Below are 19,168 nucleotides of genomic sequence, written 5' to 3' on the forward strand. Positions count from 1 at the left end.
GCCGGCGAAGACGCGTTCGACGGCGGTTTCGTCCACCAGGTCCACGTGGTGGAACTCGGTGGCCTTGCCGCTGAGTTCGGCCACCCGGCGCAGGGACTCTTCGCTGGAGTTGGCCAGGTTGTCGATGACCACCACGTCATGGCCGGCTTCCTGCAGGGAAAGAACAGTGTGGGAACCGATGTAACCGGTGCCCCCGGTAACCAGAATGCGCATGGACTTTCCTTGGGTTTGACGAGGGCTGCCCCGCCGGCCGGTGCTTAAAGCACCCGGAGGGCGGGGCAGCCGCGGAGGAAGCGGAGGCTAGAGCGCCGTGAACTTCAGCAGCAGCGCGTGTTCCGGGTTGAGGATGGGCATCGGGAGTCCCACCTCGGCCAGGAACTTGCCGCCGGCGGTTGCGCCCCCCGCGAGCCAGGCCGGCGGCTGGGTCTGCGTGAAGGTGTGGCTGTAGTCGGCGTCGCCAGCGGTGGGGAAGACGGCCTCCACCCGGTAGTTCCGCTCCGGTTCCAGGCCGGGAATGCCAATCCGCCCCGGTTCCTCGGCTGCGACGTGCGGGTGCTCACCAGGGCGAACAGCGCCGCCGTCGTCCCGGCTGCGGCAGCGGCGCCGGCCACCACGCCGTGCAGCAGCAGCGAGTCGTCGGACACGTCCGCGTGCACCCGGCGGCCGCTGTGGATCAGGTCCCTGTGCTCCTTGTACAGGGCAACCAGGCGCCGGAGTTCCTCGCGGTCCTTGCCCTGCACGCCGCGGACGTCCCACTCCATGCCGAAGTGGCCGAACAGCGCGGTGATGGCGCGGAAGGACAGGTCATGGGTGCGGGCGGTGGTGTGGGATGTGGTGGGCCCGATGTGGCTGCCCACCAGTTCCGGCGGGACCACGGCGCCGGTCCAGCGCTGGATGGTCTGCCGCTCCAGGGCGTCGTTGCAGTCCGACCCCCAGATCCGGTCCGTCCGTTCCAGGATGCCCAGGTCCACGCGCGCCCCACCGGAGGAGCAGGATTCAATTTCGACGCCGGGATGCGCCTTGCGGAGCTCGTCGAACAGCCGGTAGGCGGCCAGGGTCTGCTCATGCACCGAGGACCGGCCCCCGTGGCCGTGCTCCAGCAGGTCGCGGTTCTGGTCCCACTTCAGGTAGCTGATGTTGTTGCCGGCCAGGAGCGCGTCGATGCGGTCGTAGATGTACTGCCAGGCCTCGGGGTTCACCAGGTCGATGACGTGCTGGTTGCGCCACTCGAGGGGCAGCCGGCCGCCGTCCTTGTGCGCCACGGCGGACGGGCCGACGATCCAGTCCGGATGCGCCCGGGCGATGTCCGAGTCAAGGTTGACCATTTCCGGTTCCACCCACAGGCCGAATTCCATGCCGCGGGACGTGACGGCCTCGATGAGCGGGGTCAAACCGTTGGGCCACAGGGTCTCGTCCACGTACCAGTCGCCGAGGCCGGCGTTGTCGTTGCGGCGGCCGCGGAACCAGCCGTCGTCGAGCACGAAGCGCTCCACGCCCAGGTCAGCCGCGGAATCAGCCAGCTCGATCAGGGTGTCCAGGTTGTGGTCGAAGTACACGGCCTCCCAGGTGTTGAGCACCACGGGGCGCGCCTTTCCGGCGGGCAGGCCGGTGACAGCGGCAGGCAGCACATGGTGCGGCCGGGCCCGGAACCAGCTGTAGAACGCCTCGGTGATGCCGTCCAGGCCGCGGTCCGAGTAGGCCGCGAACAGGGCTGGGGTGGTGTAGCTGCCGTCGGGGGCGAGGATGACCTCGGCAGGACCCAGGAGCTCGGAGCCGCCGATCATGGTGCGGCCGTCGCCGAGGGTATCGGCGAACTGTTCGTGGTTGCCGCTCCAGGCCAGGTGCGTGGCCCAGACTCTGCCGTGCCGGTTGCCGAAGCCGGCGGTTCCGGCGGCGAACAGGAGGGAGGAATCGTGTCCGGTCCGGCCGTGCCGGCCGGTGCGGACCCAGGTGCCCTGCTGAATGGGCCGGCGCTGCGGATGGCGTTCCCGGCACCAGCGGCCGGTCAGGTCCAGGAGTTCGACGGCGTCCGGCGCCACCGGCAGGACGGTTGCCAGTTCGTCCACCTGGAAGGGGGCAGTGCCGTCATTGGTGACGGTGTGGCGCAGTTCCAGCAGGCCGCCGTCGTGAAGCGTCAGCGAGGATTCGACGCTGATGCCTGTGTCGCCGTCGGCCTGGATGATTGTGGCGCTGGTGCCGTCAGCCGTCACCGACGTGGTGCGGAGGCGGGAGGAGAAGTCGAGTCCGGCGGCGCCGTCGGTGATCCGGTGGCCGCGCAGCCCCGGCCGGCCGCGCCAGGATGAGGAGGCCTGGGGCAGCAGGCCGGCGGGGACGCGGGCGTCGATGGCCGAGTGCGGGACGGGTGCGGTGAGGATGGCCAGGTCCGGCAGCGTGGCGCCCAGGTCCGCGCCCCAGTGGATGACCTCAGCCTCCCCGCTGTCGAAGCTGATCACCAGGCTGGTGCCGGCGGAACGGAGGTGCAGGGGATCCATAAGGGAAGTCTCTTTCGTTGCTGTGCTGCGGCGTCCGGGGGACGCCTGGTAAAAGTCTGGAGAGGGGGTCCGGGCGCGCCGTCGCGAGGAAGGAACGGCGGCACCCGGCGGGGTGGCTGCGACCACATACGCAGCCACGGCTGGGGAGCGTTACTTGAACAGGGCGTTGACCTGCTCATTCGCGGCGGTCAGGGAGCTGGCCGGCGCCTTGCCGGAGACCACGGCGTCCATGGCGGGTTCCATGATGCCCTTGACCTTGGCCGTGTTGTCCGTGATGGGGTACAGGAACGTGGTCTTGTTCTTGACGTGCTCGGTGAACGCGGACACGTCGACGCCCTTTGCAGCGAAGGCTTCGGCGGCCTTGTCGGAGGAGGCCTTCAGGGCCGGGAACACCACGGCCTGGGAGGCCACCACGTCCTGGCACTCGGCGGAGGCGAGGTACTCAACCCACTTGATGGAGGCGTCCTTTTTCTTAGTGCCGGCCCAGATGGAATCGGCCAGGCCGTTGAACATGGAGGCGCGCTCGCCTTCGGGGCCCACGGGGGTGGGGGCGATGCCCACCTCGATGCCCTTGTAGCCGGTGTACTGCCCGATCATCCAGGAACCGTGCGCGTTGATGGCGGACTTGCCGGCAGCGAAGGTGTCGGCCATGCTGGCGCCGACGGTGGTTTCGAGCTTGGGCATGTAGCCCTTGTCCGCGAGTCCGGCGAACCATTCCATGGAGGACTGGAACTTGGGATCGTCGTAGTTGTACTTGGTGCCCCACGGGTTCTTGTCCGTGTGGGACCAGCCGGTGGTGTTGGTGAGGTAGCTCCACTCGGTCTGGCCGGAGGAGTCACCGCCGCCGTTGAGGCCAAGGCCGTAGACGTCAACGTTGTTCTTGTCGAAGCCGGGCTCGTCACCGCGCTTGCCGTTCTTGTCCACGGTCAGGTGCGCGATCACCTTTTCGTAGGTTCCGCCGTCCTCGGGGTTCCAGGTGAGCTCCTTCATCTGCTCCTCGGTGATGCCGGCCGCAGCGAGCATGGCCTTGTTATAGAAGAGTCCGATGGTGTCCCAGTCCTTGGGCAGGCCGTAACGCTTCCCGTCCTGGCCCACCCACAGCTCGGCGAGGCCTTCGTTGTAGGCGCTGAGGTCCACGCCGTCCTTCTCCACGGCCTCATCGATGGCCAGCAGCTGCTTGTTCTCGGCAAGCTCGCCGTAGCGGCCCAGGTGGTTGGTGAAGACGTCAGGTGCGGTGCCGCCCACAAAGCCGTTGGTGAGGGTGGACCAGTAGTCGTCCCAGCCGCGCTGGGTGATCTTGACCGTAATGTCCGGGTTGGCCTTGGTGAAGTCGTCCGCGCACTGCTGGTAGGCCGGAAGCTGGTTGGCGTCCCACAGCCAGTAGCTGATCTCGCCCTTGGCGGATTCGGCGGAGCCGCCGTTTCCGCAGGCGGAGAGGGCCAGGACTGCGGCAGCGGCAGCAGCGAGGGTGCCGAGTGCTTTCTTTTTCATGACAGGTCCTTTCGGGGGTGCTTTGCGGGCAGGCCGCCATGGCGTGCCCTCAAATCGGGGGATGGGTGCGGGGATTACTTGATGCCGGAGAAGCCGATGGAGTTGACGATCTTTTTGCCGAAGGCGGCGAAGAGGATCAGGACGGGCAGCGCCGAGATGAGGGTGGCGGCCATCAGGCCGGACCAGTCGGGGGCGCCCTGCGGGGATTGCGATTTGAAGACGCCCAGTCCCACCTGGAGGACGCGGACGTCGTCCTGGGAGCCCACCAGCAGCGGCCAGAAGTATTCGTTCCACTGTCCGATGAACGTGAGCAGGGCAAGGGTGGCGATGGGGGCTGCGGCGTTCGGCAGCACGATCTGGAAGAAGATGCGAAGGTGCTTGGCGCCGTCGAGCATTGCCGCCTCTTCCACCTCGCGGGACATGTTCAGGAAGAACTGGCGCAGGAAGAAGATGGCAAAGGGAGTCATGAACACGTAGGGCAGGACCATTCCGAGCATGGTGTTGAGCAGGTCCAGGTTCTTGATGAGCAGGAAGTTGGGCAGCGCCGTGAAGATCGGCGGGACCAGCATGGTGCCCAGGAACAGGCTGAAGACGGCGTTCCGGCCTTTCCAGCGGAGCCGGGCGAAGGCGTAGGCGGCCATCGCGCTGAAGAAGACGGCACCGGCTGTGGTGATCGAAGAGAAGATGAGCGAGTTGCGGAGGTAAAGCCAGAAATCGATGGCGGCGCCGGAGCCGCCCTCTGCCACGGCCTCGGCCGGTGTCTGCAGCCCGAAGACCCGCAGGAAGGCGCCGAACGTGAAGTCCGCCGGCAGCAGGCTGGCAGAGGCCGAAGCCAGGGCACTGTTGGTGGACAGTGCGGTGCGCAGGACCCAGAGGAAGGGGAGCACCGAGACGGCGATGGCAAGGATCAGGAGTGCCCAGGCGCCGGCGCGGCGGGGATTGAACGGACGACGGCGGCGGGCCGGCTTGGCCAGCGGGGCGCGGCTTGCGGTGGTGGTCATGCGGGACTCCTTAGTCCAGGTCCGACTCGTTGCCCTTGAGGAACTTCATCTGGATGAAGGCCACGAGGGCGAGGATGAGGAAAAGAATGACGGCGATGGCGGATCCGTAGCCGAAGTCGGATTCCGTGAAGGCGCGCTGGTAGATGTAGTACTGGATGACGCGGGTGGCGTTGACCGGCCCGCCTTGGGTGGTCACGGCCACCGTGTCGAAGACCTGGAAGGAACCGATCACGGTCACCACCAGCACCAGGACCAGCACCGGGCGCAGCAGCGGGATGGTGATCTTGCGGAACGTCTGCCATGCTGACGCGCCGTCCAGTTTGGCCACCTCGTAGACGTGCCCGGGGATGGCCTGGAGGCCGGCGAAGATCAGCAGCGCGGTGTACCCCATGTGGCGCCAGGTGTTGATCAGGGCCTGGGTGGGGATGGCCCACTCCTCGCTGCCGAAGAATGCGATGCGGGACATGCCGGTCCATTCGATGAACTGGTTCACCACGCCGATCTGGTAGTCGAGCATCCAGAACCAGAGCAGGGCCGCGATGACGTTGGACATCAGGTACGGCAGCAGCAGCGCGCCGCGGATCAGCGTGGACTTGGCCACGTTGTGCATCAGCAGTGCCAGGCCGAGGGCCAGCGCCGTCTGCAGGGCGATGTTCAGCAGGACGTACTGGCCGGTGACGGCGAGCGAGTTCCAGAACAGCGGGTCCTTGGCAATGGCCTGGTAGTTCTCCATGCCGATCCATTCCGGATCGCCCAGGATGTTGTATTCGGTGAAGCTGAGGTAGATCCCGCGGATGGTGGGGACCAGGTAGAAGAAAACAAACCCGATCAATGCCGGTGCGATGAAGAACAGGGCGATCTTCACGTCGCTGTGCCCGGTCCTGCGGCGGAGCGTGCGTGTCAGGCCGTGCTCCCGTGAACCGGGGTTCCTGGTAAGGGTGGTCATCGTCGACCCTTCCTGAGATGTGATGTGTGTAACAACCTGGGAGCAAATCTACACGAGTAGATACGAGGTCCGCAAGAGGTGTTTTTCTCTCGCCAGCTTCTCGCTTTCATCCATCGGTTCGATATTGACTCGAGTAGATGGGGGTGAAACACTGCCATGAGGGGCGGGAAACGCTTACGGAGCCGTGCCCGTCCGTGGCGCGGACCTCCCGCCCGGATCCAGGCGCATGGCGAAAGGCTGACAATGACGTTCTCGATAGGCATCGTGGGAGCCGGCCAGTTCGGCGGGCAGTTCGCGCACCTGTTCAACCTGCACCCCGGAGTCAGCAGCGTGTACGTGGTGGACCAGCTGCCCGAGCGGGCGGCCGGGGCAGCGGACCAGCTGGGCCTGGCCGGTGTCCTGCGGGACTTCGATGAGCTGCTGGCTTCCGACGTCGATGCGGTGGGCATCTTCACCCAGCGCTGGACCCATGGGCCGCTGGTGGAACGGGCACTCCGGGCCGGCAAGCATGTCTACTCCGCAGTGCCCATGGCCGTGACCGAAGAGGAGATCAGCCGCATCATCGATGCCGTCCGCGAGACGGGAAACGTCTACATGATGGGGGAGACCAGCTACTACAACCCCGCAACCGTCTACGCCCGCAGCCAGCACGCCGCCGGCAGGTTCGGCCGGATCTTCTACACCGAGGGTGACTATGTCCACGACATGGACCTGGGCTTCTACGACGCCTACCGGTACAGCGGCGGCGAACGCTGGAAGGAAACTGCCAGCTACCCGCCCATGCTCTACCCCACCCATGCGGTGGGCGGAGTGCTGGGAGCCATTGCAGCCCACGCCGTCAGCGTGAGCTGCGTGGGGGTTCAGGACGACAGGAACGACGGCGTCTTTGACAAGGGCGTCAGCATGTTCGGAAACGACTTCTCCAACGCCACCGCCCTGTTCGAAATGAGCGACGGCGGGGTCATGCGCACCAACGAAATGCGGCGCGTCGGGTACCCCTCGCACATCCGCGAATCCCGCTTCCGCTTCTTCGGCACCGAAGCAAGCCTGGAACAGCTGGCCAGGGTAACCGTCTGGCAGGACAAGCAGGACGTCCACGACATTTCGGACCAGATGCAGACCCGGCCCAGCATTCCCCTCGATGACCCCTCGTTGGCGAACGTGGCTCCATTGCTGCGGGACGCGTTCGTCTCGGGCCTGGCTCCGGTCCACGACAGCAGCCGCCTGCCGGCTGAATTCCGCGGCGCCCCCAACGGACACGAGGGCAGCCACCATTTCCTGGTTGACGACTTCGTCACGGCCGTCAACAAGGGAACCCTGCCGCCCGTCAATGCCTGGGTGGCAGCCCGCTTCACCATGCCCGGCATCGTGGCCCACCAGTCGGCCCTGCGGAACGGCGAACGGCTCCCCATCCGTGACTTCGGCGATGCGCCGGGTACCTGTAGTTAGCATGGACAGCATGACTTCCCCGGCAGTACAGGCACCGCGCGGCGGCCCCGTGACGCGCAAGGACGTGGCGCGGTACGCCGGCGTCAGCACCGCCGTCGTCAGTTACGTCGTCAACGGCGGACCCAAAAAAGTGGCCCCCGCAACGGAAGCCAAGGTGCAGGACGCCATCCGGGTCCTTGGCTACCGGCCCAACGCGGCGGCGCGCGCGCTCAAGCTGGGGTCCAGCGAGACGCTTGGCCTGATCATCCCGGACAACACCAACCCGTTCTTCTCGCTCTTTGCCCATGCCGTGGAGGACGCCGCCGCAGCCTTGGGCTATGCCCTGGTTCTTAGCAACTCGGACGGGAACCTGGCCAAGGAACGGAGGAACATCCGTAACCTGGCCGCCAGGCAGGTGGATGGCGTGCTGCTGGCCAGTGTCCTCTTCGACCCGGATCTTGAAGCACTCGAGACGGCTGAGATTCCGGCCGTACTCCTGAACCAGGAACATGATGCGCCGGGCTTCAACAGCATCGGTGTGGATCTTGCAGCGGGCGCCCGGATTGCGGTGGAACACCTCATCGGCCATGGCCATACCAACATCGGCCTGGCAATGGGTACCAACGTGTCCGGCAGCCTCGACGGCCGTGAGGTGGGCTGGCGCCAGGCGTTGCAGGAGGCTGGACTGCAGGAAGGGCCCATTGCCTACAACGGATTCACCTGGCCCGGAGGCTACCTTGCCGGGCAGCGCCTGCTGGCGTCCGTGAACCGGCCGACGGCAATCTTTGCCACCTCCGATACGCAGGCGGTGGGTCTTTTGCGGGCAATCCATGAGGCAGGAGTGGCTGTCCCCGGAGACATTGCCGTGGTGTCCTTTGACGGTTCCATTGAATCGGAATACTCGTGGCCGCCGCTGACTACGGTGGAACAGCCTGTTGCCGCCATGGCGGAGGCGGCCGTTGCGGCGCTCGTGGGCGCCAGGCGCGGCGAAAAGCCCCGGCACCGGATCTTTCCCACGAAGCTTCTGGTGCGGCAGTCCTGCGGCTGCCCCTGAGCGGCGCAGCCCTCGTTAAAGCAATCCACCACCTCCGCAGGCAGCGGAAGTGGTGGATTGCCTTTGTTGGTACCGGCCGGTTACAGGCGGGAAGTTATTCCTTGACCGGGATTGCCTGAGACTTCAGGGATTCGATGGTCTTCTTCTCGCCGTTCTTGAGGGCATCCAGGAGCGTGCCCTCGCCGCCGGACGCCTTGCCGAATCCGTCAGAGACATCCGTGTAGGTCTGGGTCATGGTCGGGCCCCAAGTGAAGTTGGGATCCACATTGGAGGACGCCTCGGCAAACACGTCATAGATCTTCTGGCCGCCGAAGTAGTCAACGCCGCTGGTGAAGGCGTCAAGTTCCGTAGCCGACTTGGCCGCCGGGTAAAGGCCGCCCAATTCGTTGGCCAGGGCCAGGGCTTCAGGATCGGTGTTTAGCCACAAGGCAAACTTCGCTGCCTCGTAGGGGTGTTCGGAGCCCTTAAGGACAGCAGTGGAGGAGCCGCCCCAGTTGCCTGCGGCCTTGCCGCCGTCTTCCCACTGGGGCATGGGGGCAACGGCCCACTTGCCGGCGGTATCCGGGGCGCCGCTGGCCAGGGTTGACGCGCCCCAGACGGCGGAAACCCAGGTCCACTGCTGGCCCTCGTTGAAGGAGGCGTTCCACTCATCCGAGAACGAGGGAAGTGTTGACACCTGGCCCTTGTCCAGCAGGTCCTGCCAGTAGTTGGCCACCTTCTCGGACTCCTGGCCGGTCAGGTTGACGTCCCACTGGTCGTTGTCGGATGAGAACCACTGCCCGCCGGCCTGCCAGACGTTACCGGCGAACCAGTTGACGTCGCTGCGGGGAAAGTTGGTGATGTAGGAGCCGCGGGCTTTGATCTGCTCAGCGGCGGCGGCGTACTCGTCCCAGGTTGTGGGCACCTCGATGCCGGCCTCCTTAAACAGGTCTGCCCGGTAGAACATCGCCATGGGACCGCTGTCCTGCGGGATTGCGTAGACGGAGTCTTCCTCACCGAAGGTGACCTGGCCCCAGGTCCAGTCAACGAACTTGTCCTTGGCATCGGCCACTCCCTCGCAGGCGGCGATGTTTTCCAGGCCGTCCTGAACGCGGAAGTTGGGCAGGGCATCGTATTCAATCTGGCCGAGGTCAGGTGCGTTGCCTGCCTGCAACTGGTTGAAGAAGTTCTGGTAGGTGCCGGAGTTGCCGTTGGGGCCTGTCTGCACCTTGACCTGGATGTTTTCGTTTTCCTTGTTCCACAGGTCGACTACCTTCTCCATGCCGGGAACCCAGGTGGTGAAGGTCAGTTCAACGGGACCGGAAGCCGGTTCGCAGGATCCGGTGGCCTCGGCGTCCGTCGTGCCCCCGCCGCCGGAGCAGCCGGCGAGGGCCAGCGCTGAAACAATGGCAAAGGCTGCAGTGGCTTTTCCGTAATGCGCGCGCATTTCTTTTCCTATCAATGGGGTGGTGTACCGCGGCGGGCGCCGCGGGACGATGTGGATGGGGGGAGTGGCTATTTGACGCTTCCGGCGCCCAGCCCGCTGCTCCAGAAGCGTTGAAGCCCAAGGAACGTGGCGATCAGGGGGAGGATCGAAACGAGTGCGCCGACGATCACCAGGACGCGGAGCTCGGGTATCTGGCTGATCTGGCTGTTCCACGCGTACAGTCCAAGCGTGACCGGGAACAGTGTCTGGTCGCGGAGCATGATCAGGGGCAGGAAGAAGTTATTCCAGATTGCGACGAACTGGAAAAGGAAGATGGTCACGAGCGCCGGAGCCATCAGGCGGGTGGATACGGTGAAAAAGGTCCGGACTTCCGATGAACCATCGAGGCGGGCCGCCTCCAGCAGTTCCGTGGGAACACTCGCCGCGGCATAGATGCGGGCAAGGTAGACGCCGAAGGGGCTGACCAGGCTGGGCAGGAAGACCGCCCACAGGGTATTGGTGAGTTTCACTTCGCTGAAGATCAGGAACAGGGGCAGTGCCAGGGCCGTTGCGGGAACAAGCACCCCGCTGAGGACGATGTTGAAGATCGCCTCCCGGCCGCGGAACTCGTACTTTGCCAGGGCGTACCCGCACATGGCGGCGATGACGGTGCCGACGAGCGCGCCCAGCCCTGCGTAGAGTGCGCTGTTGGCAAGCCAGCGGCCGAAGACGCCGTCACCGTAGGTGAAGAGGCTCCCCAGGTTCGCGAAGAATGTGGGGATGGAGTCCATGGTGAACCACAGCGGTGCCGTGCCGGTGATCTGCCCGCCGGTCTTGGTGGAGGACACCAGCAGCCACCAGATGGGAATCAGGAAGTACAGGGTGAAGACGCCCATGATGAGCATCGCGGCGCTGCGGGACATGATGCTGTGCCGTGGTCCGCGGCCGGTACTTGAAGCCGGGGCGGACCCGCCGGCAGTTGTGATCGCCGTTGTTGCAGTCACTGGGAAACCTTCCGCTGGGTCGCCTTCAGGAAGACGAAGGAAAGAACGAACGTCGCCAGCGCCAGCACCACGGAGAACGCTGCGGCGAGGTTGTAGTTCGGTACCGATGCGGTGGTGTACACCGCGAGGTTCGGGGTGAACGTGCTGCTGATCGCCGAGCTGAAGCTGCGCAGCGTCTGGGGCTCGGCCAGCAGCTGCAGCGTGCCGATGATCGAGAACACGCCGGTGAGGATAATGGCCGGGACCACCAGCGGGATCTTGATCCGCCAGGCGATCTGCAGGTTGCTGGCACCGTCCAGGCGTGCCGCCTCATAGATCTCCGTGGGGATCGCCAGCAGGGACGAATAGATGATCAGCATGTTGTAGCCGACATAGACCCAGGTGACGATGTTCGCCACGGCCCAGAGCACCAGTTCGGCTGACAGGAAGTTCACTCCGGAGGTAATGGCTTCGAAGGGGGAGAGCGAGGGGGAGTACAGGAAGCCCCACATGATGGCGGCGATGACACCGGGGACGGCGTAGGGCGCGAAGAAGGCGAGCCGGAAGAACTTCTTTCCCTTCAGCAGGGGTGAGTCAAGCAGCAGGGCGAAGATCAGGCGAGCCCGAGCATGATGGGCACCTGGACCACGCCGAAGAGGAGCACGCGTCCTACCGCCTGCCAGAATTCGCTGTTCTGGAATACCTGCTGGTACTGGACGAACCCGCCGAATACCTGCTGCGGAGGGCCGAAGGTCCCTTTGCGCTCCACCGTGAGCAGCGACTGCACCACGGCGAAGATGATGGGAACGGCATAGAAGGCAAGGAACAGGACGCCGAACGGCGCCACGAACAGGAGGATGGCCCGGCGGTGCGGTGATGCGGTCCTGGGTTTCCGGGTCTTCGGCGCCCCCTGGGCCGTTGCCGGAGCAGTGTTTGTACTGGTCACTTTCATTTATCCTTTTGGCCGGTGCTTGGGCCGGTTGGGGGTGTTGGGTTGGAGGTGCGGACAACGCGCACAGCGCCCGCGGGAACGACGACGGCGGACGAGACTTCTTCGCCCACAAGGAGTTCATAGCCGCGCGCCGGATGTTTGTGCTCGTCTGCTGAATGATTGATCAGGAACAGGTAGCTGTGCTTCGTTCCGGACCGGACCACAACCTCAAGGCCTTCGGGACAGGCCAGGGCCTCCATTCCTGCCTCCGCCGCCGCCTCGCTGACCACCTCGCGCAGTGCGGCGGCGGTGAGTACCGTTCCGATGTACCAGGCGTGGCCGGCGCCGTGGCGGTTGCGGGTGACGGCAGGGGAGCCGGCCAGGTGTCCCTCGGCGAAGGACAGCTTTGCTTCGGCGCCTTCAAGGCGCATGGCTTCGGTCCAGAGGGAGGCTGTGGTGCCGTTGTCCAGGGCCCTGGTCTGCCCGGGGGGCAGCGGGTAGAACTCCTCGGCGCGGATGCCGAGCAGGTTCCGGAATGCTCCGGGGTAGCCGCCGGTGAGCACCTTTTCGTTTTCATCGACAATGCCGCTGAAATAGGTGACGACGGCGGTTCCGCCGTTCTTCACGTAGTCGGCCAGTGCGGCGGACTCGGTGTCGCGGACGAGGTAGAGGCCGGGCACGACGGCGAGCTTGTAGCCCGAGAGGTCGGCGCCGGGGGCCACCACGTCCACCGTGATGCCCGCTTCCCGCAGTGCCTTGTGCATGCCGTGGACCTGGTCGAGGTACTTCACGTCCGAGGACGGGTGGGATTCCTGGTCATAGGCCCACCATGCCTCCCAGCTGAACACCAGGGCGGCCTCCGCTTTCACGGTGGTCCCGGCCACCTCAGCCAGTGTTTCGAGGATGCCGCCCAGTTCCACCACCTCACGCCAGATGCGGGAGTCCGTCCCTGCATGGGGAAGCATCGCGGAGTGGAATTTTTCACTGCCCTGCACTGAAGCCCGCCACTGGAAAAAGCAGAGCCCGTCGGCTCCCCGGGCGACATGCGCCAGCGAATTGCGGAGCATTTCCCCGGGTTCCTTGGCAATGTTGCGGGGCTGCCAGTTCACGGCCGAGGTGGAGTGTTCCATCAGCAGCCACGGCTGTCCCTGGCTGAGGCCGCGGGTAGCGTCGGCAGCAAAGGCCAGCTCGGCCGTGGGATCGTCAAGCCGGTGGTCCAGGTAGTGGTCATTCGCGATGACGTCCATATGCGGCGCCCAGGACCAGTAGTCCTGGCTGCGGATGTGCGCGGTGACCATGAAGTTGGTGGTGACCGGAATACTGCTGTGCTGCCTGAGGAGGTCAGCCTCGGCCTGGTAGTAGCCAAGGAGTTCGTCGGAGCTGAAGCGGTGGAAATCGAGCACCTGGGTGGGGTTGTTGGTGGAGACGGTGGTCCGCGGCGGGAGGACCTGTTCCCAGGCCGAGTACCGCTGGGACCAGAACGTGGTGCCCCAGGCACTGTTGAGCGCGTCCAGGCTGCCATAGCGGGCAACGAGCCAACTGCGGAAGGCGGCGGCGGAAACGTCGCAGTAGCAGAGCGCGTTATGGCACCCCAACTCATTTGAGACGTGCCACAGCCGGACGGCAGGATGGGCGCCGTAGCGGCGGACCACTTCGCCCACCAGCCGGAGGGCGTGTTCCCTGTACCGCGGTGAACTGGGGCACCACGCCTGGCGTCCGCCGGGCCATGCGCGGACTCCCGAGGCTGACTCGGGAAGGATTTCCGGGTGGAGGGTGGTCAGCCAGGCGGGGGTGGAGGACGTGCCGGTGCCAAGGTTGACACCGATGCCGCTGGCGTGGAGCAGGCCCAGGATCTCGTCCAGACGCTCAAACGAGTATGTTCCGGGGGAGCTTTCAAGTTCTGCCCAGCCGAAGATATTGACGGCCACCAGGTTCACGCCGGCCTGCTTCATCAGCCGGACGTCTTCCTCCCACACGGTCCTGTCCCACTGCTCCGGGTTGTAATCGCAGCCGTAGACAAATTTTCCGTTGCCGGACAGTTCCGTGACCGGCGTTCTGCTGGGACCCAACCCTGCTCCTTCGACTCGCAGCAGCGTGCAAGCCGAGGATGTGCCTCAGGGTCCTGGACGCTGTTGTCTGTATCTCTGTGAACGTTCCCAGAAGACCGCGCATAACTGTGAGCTGCGCAATCTGGGAACGTTCACAGGCTATCCCGGAGGGTGGCCGGTGTCAATGGCTGAGTTGCGGAACACGGGTGCCTCCGCTCCGCTACAGTACAAATATGTCCTTGACCCGCACCCGTGCCCGCCGTGCCACCATCAACGATGTGGCGCGCGCCGCGGGGCTTTCAAGGGGGACTGTCTCGCGGGTGGTCAACGGCGAAAAGTACGTCTCCGAAGAGGCCCGGCAGGCGGTGGAGGAAGCGATCGCGCAAGTGGGTTACGTCCGCAACAGCGCCGCCCGGAACCTGGTTAAGCAGGAGTCCCGGGCCATTGGCCTGATCATCCACGAGCCGCACTCCCTGCTTTTTGAGGACCCGAATATCGGGTCGATCCTGCTGGGGGCCAATGAGGTTCTTTCCAAGGCTGACTATCAGCTGGTTTCCCTCATCATCGATTCCGACCGGGACAGCCGCCGTGTGGCGGATTACCTCCGCGGCGGACTTGTTGACGGGGCGGTCATCATTTCTGCCCGCGCCTCTGACCCTATCGCTGCCGCGGTTGCCGAGATTGGGCTGCCGGCGGCCTTCGTGGGCCATCCGGACGGGACACCTGACCTGCCGTACGCTGCCATCAACAACGAGGAAGCCGCACGCAACATCACCGGCAGGCTGCTGGGCACGGGGCGGCAGCGGGTGGGCATGATCGCCAGTGCGCTGGACCGCGATTCCGGCCAGGACCGGCTTGCGGGGTTCCGGGCGGCGATGGGCGGGAAGTTCGACCCCGCACTGGTTGTTGAGTACCCGCTGTACACCTATGCCGCCGGGCTGGAGGGCATGCAGGAACTGCTCCGCCGGGAGCCTGCGATTGATGGGGTCTTCGCTGCCTCGGACGCCGTGGCCGCGGGCGCCATGACGGCCCTGCAGGAAGCCGGCAGGCGGGTGCCGGAAGACGTCGGCATTGTCGGGTTCGATGACAGCAGCTGGGCCCTGCGGTGCAGGCCGCAGCTCTCCACGGTCCGCCAACCCGCGGATCTCCTGGGGAGTACGGCTGCAGAACTCGTACTTGCGCAGCTTAACGGGCTTCCGGGCACCCCTCGTGTCCTGGACACCACCATCATGTGGCGTGGCTCGGCCTGACGGCCGGGCGGGGCGCTCGGGTCAAGGACCAGCCGCTAGGCGGGAACGACGACCCGAAGCTTGGTGGTCTCACCCAGGATGCGGCGGGCATCGGCACCCAGGCCCGCATCGCTGATGACCTCATCCACGTCGTCGAGTGCGGCGATGGAGCTGATGCCCAGCATGCCCCACTTGGTGTGGTCGGCCAGGACCACTGTCCTGCGGGCTGCGGCCACGAAAGCGCGGTCCGTCTCCGCTTCGAGAAGGTTGGGCGTGGTGAACCCGGCCTGGGCGTCCATGCCGTGGACGCCCAGGAAAAGGATGTCCAGGTGCAGCTGTTTCAGCGCGCCGGTGGCGATGGGACCCACCAGGGCATCCGAGGGCGTGCGCTCGCCGCCGATCAGGATCACCGTGGACGCGTAGCGCGCCGAACCCGAGGAGGCCGCGTGGTGGAACAGGTCGGCGATCCGCACGGAATTGGTCACCACCGTGATCCGGGGGCCGCCGGCGAGTTCCTTGGCCAGCGCCCAGGTGGTGGTACCTGCGCTCAGGCCCACCGCCATGCCTTCCTGCACCAGTCCTGCGGCCTCCACGGCGATGGCCCGCTTCTCAGCGGTCAGCTGCGTGGACTTCTGTTCGAAACCGGGCTCGTACGCGCTGGCATCGCCCGGCAGCTTGGCACCGCCGTGGATGCGCTCCAGCTTGCCGCCCTCCTCCAGCTGCTCAATATCGCGCCGCACGGTCATGAGGGACACGCCAAGCTGCTGGGCAAGGTCCGACACCCGAACCACCCGTTCGCGCTGGACGGCGTCCACGATTGCCTGGTGACGTGCAGCGGGAAGCATCTGGGCGAATCCTTCGGGGGGCAGGGGGACTGGTCTGCTCCCAGCATACGGCGGCGGCGCCTACCCGCTGCGGGGAAGCGCCGCCGCCGTCGTCCTACTTGCGGAGGCTCGCCGCGATCTGCTGCATGATCGTGGGGTCCGAGAGGGTGGTGGCGTCGCCGGGGTCGCGGCCTTCGGCGACGTCCTTAAGGAGCCGGCGCATGATTTTGCCGGAGCGGGTCTTGGGCAGTTCCGGGACCACCAGGATGTTCTTCGGCTTGGCGATGGGGCCGATTTCCTTGCCGACGTGGTTGCGGAGTTCGGTCACGATGTCCTCGCCGGTGTCCACGGCGTCGCCGCGGAGGATGACGAACGCCACCACGGCCTGGCCGGTGGTTTCGTCGGCGGCGCCCACGACGGCGGCTTCGGCCACGGCGGGGTGGGAGACCAAGGCGGACTCGATCTCCGTGGTGGAGAGCCGGTGCCCGGAGACGTTCATGACATCGTCCACGCGGCCGAGGAGCCAGACGTCGCCGTCTTCGTCTTTTTTGGCGCCGTCGCCAGCGAAGTACATGGTCTCGAAGCGGGACCAGTAGGTGTCCTTGAACCGTTCGGGGTCGCCCCAGATGCCGCGGAGCATCGCGGGCCAGGGTTCGCGGATCACAAGGAATCCGCCGTGCCCGTTGGGCACGGATTCGCCCATTTCATCGACGACGTCCACGGCGATGCCGGGCAGCGGGACCTGCGCGGAGCCGGGCTTGGCGGCGGTGACACCGGGCAGCGGGGCGATCATCTGGGCGCCGGTTTCGGTCTGCCACCAGGTGTCCACGATCGGTGCCTTGCCGCCGCCGATGACCTCCCGGTACCACATCCACGCCTCGGGGTTGATGGGTTCACCCACGGAACCGAGGACGCGCAGGGAGCTCAGGTCGTACTTGTCCGGGATCTCCCGGCCCCACTTCATGAAGGTGCGGATCGCGGTGGGGGCGGTGTAGAGGATGGAGACCTTGTACTTTTCCACGATCTCCCACCAGCGGCCCTGGTGCGGGGAGTCCGGGGTGCCCTCGTACATGACCTGGGTGGCGCCGTTGATGAGCGGGGCGTAGGTGACGTAGGAGTGGCCGGTGACCCAGCCGACGTCGGCGGTGCACCAGTACACGTCCGTGTCCGGGTGCAGGTCGAACACGGCCTTGTGCGTGTAGGCGGTCTGGGTGAGGTACCCGCCGGTGGTGTGCAGAATGCCCTTGGGCTTGCCGGTGGTCCCGGAGGTGTAGAGGATGAACAGCGGGTGCTCGGAATCATGCCCGACGGCGGTGTGCTCGTTCGAGGCGGCGTCCACGGTGTCCGCCCACCAGTGGTCCCGGCCCTCGGTCCAGTCCACGTCCTGGCCGTTGCGCTTGACCACCACCACGTTCTGCACGGTGTGCCCGGCCTTGGACAGTGCCTCGTCCACCGCCGGCTTCAACGCGCTGGGCTTGCCCCGGCGGTAAGTGCCGTCGGCCGTGACAACGAGCTTGGCCTCGGCGTCATCGATCCGGGAACGCAGCGCGTCGGCGGAGAACCCGCCGAACACCACCGAATGCACGGCCCCGATCCGGGCGCACGCCAGGAGGGTGATGACGGCCTCGGGGATCATCGGCAGGTACACGGCCACCCGGTCGCCTTGGCCACGCCGAGGGACTCGAAGGCGTTCGCGGCCTTCTTAACCTCCTCGGTCAGCTCGGCATAAGTGTAGGAGCGGGTGTCGCCCGGTTCGCCTTCGAAGTGGATGGCAACCCTGTCGCCCCGGCCCGCTTCGACGTGCCGGTCCAGCGCGTTGTACGCGGCGTTGACTTCCCCGCCCACGAACCATTTGGCGAAGGGCGGGTTTGACCAGTCCAGCGCCTGGTCGAAGTCCCTGCTCCAGGTGAGCAGCTCCCGTGCCTGCTTCGCCCAGAAAGCCGGCCGGTCGGCGTCGGCCTCCCGGTACTCCTCAGCGGTCACAACCGCGTTGGCCGCGAACTCCGGCGACGGCGGAAAGGCCCGCGTCTCATGGAGCAGGTTTTCGAACGCGTCACCATGCTGGGCTTCCTGTCCTGCGGGGCCGGCAGGAACGGTGGCCGTGGAGCTTGAAGTGTCCTGGGACATGTGAACCTCATCATTCATCGATCTTCGCTGGCGGCATGACCGCCGGCCGGGCTCCGCCCCGTACACGGCATCGGGCACCGGCCCGTCACGGACATACCGCAAAGAGCTGTTCCGGAATCAAGACTAATGCTTGCCCGCGCCGGTATGTGTGCCGTGTCACAAGCCAGCCCGCGAGCGGCATTTATTAAGCGGTGAATGGTCTGCCGCACGGTCTTTCGAACGTCCCGGGCGTCCCCCCTCAGCTAGTGATCAGCCCGGCTGTTGACTAGGCTGAAATGGAATTGTGACTTCACTTCGGGCCGCTGCGGCCGGGCGCTACCAGTGCCGGGCAGCAGCGGATCCGGTGTTACGACGGGACGGTACCGGGGCCTCGCCCCGGTACCGCCACGCTAAGGAGAACAGATGAACCAGCAGAGCTACGGCCAGAAAACAGGCCCCGACACCGCGGCAGCCGCCGGTGCCGAAGGGCCCGCCACCGGAGCCGGCCCGCAGCCGGCGGCCGCTGGCAAGGGCAGCCGCGCAAGCCTTTCCAAGGATGCCAACCAGGCAGTGCTGGGGCCGTTCACCGTGCGGGACCTGGCCGTCTTCGCCGGCACCCTCATCCTGTTCATCGCCTCCCTGCTGCCCATCTTCGGCGGCCGGTACAACCTGTGGAACCTGAACAACCTGTTCTTCCTGGGGCTCGGGATCATCCTTCCCCTGATCGCCAGTGCCCTCTTCGCCGCGCGCCGGCTCGCGCCCGCCACCAGGATCCGCGTCGGTTCCCTGTCCATCGACCAGTTCGGCTCCGTGGTGGCCTGCTTCGCCGTCGCCTTCTTCTTCCTGTCCGTCGCAGGCGCCTATGTGCCAAGCCTGCTTGTGGGCCTGATCGGCTCCCTGGTCCTCTTCGCGGCAACCGTGCTGGGCCGCTTCCTGCCGTATCTCAAGGGTGATTTCCAGGGCCGCGCCGAAGCGCCGGCCCACGTGGTGGCCCGTGAAGCCGCTGTCCCGGTCCAGAAGCCGCGTACACCCAAGGAACCCAGGCCGGAGTCCGCTGCCAAGCCCGGCCCGGGGAAGCTGCTCGGTGCCGCCGGCGGCAAGCTCTTCGGCGGCGCGGGTGCCGGATCCTCGGCTGTCCCGCCGCGGTCAACCGACCACACGCCTGCAACCGACCACACGCCCGCAACCGCCGCCGTCCCGTCTGTTTCCGCGCACCATTCCCCGGCCACC

Annotated in this window: 11 protein-coding genes and 4 pseudogenes; 4 read left to right on the forward strand and 11 right to left on the reverse strand. The window is 66.0% G+C overall.

Features of this window, described 5'->3' with window-relative positions; genetic code table 11:
• The 5 genes and pseudogenes from G205_RS18425 to G205_RS18445 form a co-directional block, all read right to left on the reverse strand.
• A partial coding sequence (locus tag G205_RS18425) for an SDR family NAD(P)-dependent oxidoreductase (RefSeq protein ID WP_009359342.1) occupies window positions 1-213 on the reverse strand: 213 nt, incomplete at its 3' end.
• Window positions 214-300: 87 nt separating this feature from the next.
• Window positions 301-2,492: pseudogene (locus G205_RS18430) on the reverse strand (alpha-galactosidase).
• Window positions 2,493-2,642: 150 nt separating this feature from the next.
• On the reverse strand, window positions 2,643-3,983 hold the full coding sequence (locus tag G205_RS18435) for an ABC transporter substrate-binding protein (protein WP_009359345.1): 1,341 nt from the start codon (window positions 3,981-3,983) through the stop codon (window positions 2,643-2,645).
• A 74-nt stretch (window positions 3,984-4,057) separates the two neighbouring features.
• Entirely contained in the window at window positions 4,058-4,984 is a 927-nt protein-coding gene (locus G205_RS18440; RefSeq protein ID WP_009359346.1) for a carbohydrate ABC transporter permease, read from the reverse strand.
• 10 nt (window positions 4,985-4,994) lie between these two features.
• Window positions 4,995-5,930 carry a carbohydrate ABC transporter permease gene (locus tag G205_RS18445; RefSeq protein ID WP_009359347.1) on the reverse strand — a complete coding sequence of 312 codons (936 nt, stop codon included), beginning with the start codon at window positions 5,928-5,930 and terminating at the stop codon, window positions 4,995-4,997.
• Window positions 5,931-6,173: 243 nt separating this feature from the next.
• Here G205_RS18445 and G205_RS18450 point away from each other — a divergent pair, with 243 nt between their 5' ends.
• Together G205_RS18450 and G205_RS18455 are read left to right on the forward strand one after the other, a co-directional pair.
• Window positions 6,174-7,379, forward strand: a complete 1,206-nt coding sequence (locus G205_RS18450) for a Gfo/Idh/MocA family protein (RefSeq protein WP_009359348.1) — start codon at window positions 6,174-6,176, stop codon at window positions 7,377-7,379.
• A 10-nt stretch (window positions 7,380-7,389) separates the two neighbouring features.
• The gene (locus G205_RS18455; RefSeq protein WP_009359349.1) at window positions 7,390-8,412 is read left to right on the forward strand and encodes a LacI family DNA-binding transcriptional regulator; all 1,023 of its coding nucleotides are present in this window, start codon (window positions 7,390-7,392) and stop codon (window positions 8,410-8,412) included.
• A 94-nt stretch (window positions 8,413-8,506) separates the two neighbouring features.
• Here G205_RS18455 and G205_RS18460 read toward each other — a convergent pair whose 3' ends face one another.
• The 4 genes and pseudogenes from G205_RS18460 to G205_RS18475 form a co-directional block, all read right to left on the reverse strand.
• Window positions 8,507-9,838 (reverse strand): ABC transporter substrate-binding protein, encoded by a 1,332-nt coding sequence (locus G205_RS18460; protein ID WP_009359350.1) that lies wholly within the window; start codon window positions 9,836-9,838, stop codon window positions 8,507-8,509.
• A gap of 68 nt (window positions 9,839-9,906) precedes the next feature.
• Window positions 9,907-10,740, reverse strand: a complete 834-nt coding sequence (locus G205_RS18465) for a carbohydrate ABC transporter permease (protein ID WP_009359351.1) — start codon at window positions 10,738-10,740, stop codon at window positions 9,907-9,909.
• A gap of 77 nt (window positions 10,741-10,817) precedes the next feature.
• A pseudogene (locus G205_RS18470) lies at window positions 10,818-11,752 on the reverse strand (carbohydrate ABC transporter permease).
• On the reverse strand, window positions 11,749-13,800 hold the full coding sequence (locus tag G205_RS18475; protein WP_009359352.1) for a beta-galactosidase: 2,052 nt from the start codon (window positions 13,798-13,800) through the stop codon (window positions 11,749-11,751). Before G205_RS18475 ends, G205_RS18470 begins: the two are co-directional and overlap by 4 nt.
• A gap of 212 nt (window positions 13,801-14,012) precedes the next feature.
• Between G205_RS18475 and G205_RS18480 the strand changes: the two genes are divergently transcribed.
• Window positions 14,013-15,029 carry a LacI family DNA-binding transcriptional regulator gene (locus G205_RS18480; RefSeq protein WP_035753784.1) on the forward strand — a complete coding sequence of 339 codons (1,017 nt, stop codon included), beginning with the start codon at window positions 14,013-14,015 and terminating at the stop codon, window positions 15,027-15,029.
• A gap of 35 nt (window positions 15,030-15,064) precedes the next feature.
• Here G205_RS18480 and G205_RS18485 read toward each other — a convergent pair whose 3' ends face one another.
• Both G205_RS18485 and acs read right to left on the reverse strand, forming a co-directional pair.
• Window positions 15,065-15,853, reverse strand: a complete 789-nt coding sequence (locus G205_RS18485) for a DeoR/GlpR family DNA-binding transcription regulator (protein ID WP_009359354.1) — start codon at window positions 15,851-15,853, stop codon at window positions 15,065-15,067.
• A gap of 94 nt (window positions 15,854-15,947) precedes the next feature.
• A pseudogene (gene acs, locus G205_RS18490) lies at window positions 15,948-17,959 on the reverse strand (acetate--CoA ligase).
• 402 nt (window positions 17,960-18,361) lie between these two features.
• On the opposite strand from acs, the pseudogene G205_RS18495 reads away from it, so the two are divergent.
• Window positions 18,362-19,168, forward strand: a pseudogene (locus tag G205_RS18495) (hypothetical protein); the annotation flags it as partial.

Origin of the sequence: Arthrobacter nitrophenolicus (genome assembly GCF_000332815.1) — a bacterium.
Classification (GTDB): Bacteria; Actinomycetota; Actinomycetes; order Actinomycetales; family Micrococcaceae; genus Arthrobacter; species Arthrobacter nitrophenolicus.

Coding starts and splice junctions, on each gene's coding strand:
- G205_RS18460 (WP_009359350.1), bottom strand. CDS start 9,838: ATGCGCGCGCATTACGGAAAAGCCACTGCAGCCTTTGCCATTGTTTCA.
- G205_RS18450 (WP_009359348.1), top strand. CDS start 6,174: ATGACGTTCTCGATAGGCATCGTGGGAGCCGGCCAGTTCGGCGGGCAG.
- G205_RS18465 (WP_009359351.1), bottom strand. CDS start 10,740: ATGTCCCGCAGCGCCGCGATGCTCATCATGGGCGTCTTCACCCTGTAC.
- G205_RS18435 (WP_009359345.1), bottom strand. CDS start 3,983: ATGAAAAAGAAAGCACTCGGCACCCTCGCTGCTGCCGCTGCCGCAGTC.
- G205_RS18485 (WP_009359354.1), bottom strand. CDS start 15,853: ATGCTTCCCGCTGCACGTCACCAGGCAATCGTGGACGCCGTCCAGCGC.
- G205_RS18455 (WP_009359349.1), top strand. CDS start 7,390: ATGACTTCCCCGGCAGTACAGGCACCGCGCGGCGGCCCCGTGACGCGC.
- G205_RS18440 (WP_009359346.1), bottom strand. CDS start 4,984: ATGACCACCACCGCAAGCCGCGCCCCGCTGGCCAAGCCGGCCCGCCGC.
- G205_RS18445 (WP_009359347.1), bottom strand. CDS start 5,930: ATGACCACCCTTACCAGGAACCCCGGTTCACGGGAGCACGGCCTGACA.
- G205_RS18480 (WP_035753784.1), top strand. CDS start 14,013: ATGTCCTTGACCCGCACCCGTGCCCGCCGTGCCACCATCAACGATGTG.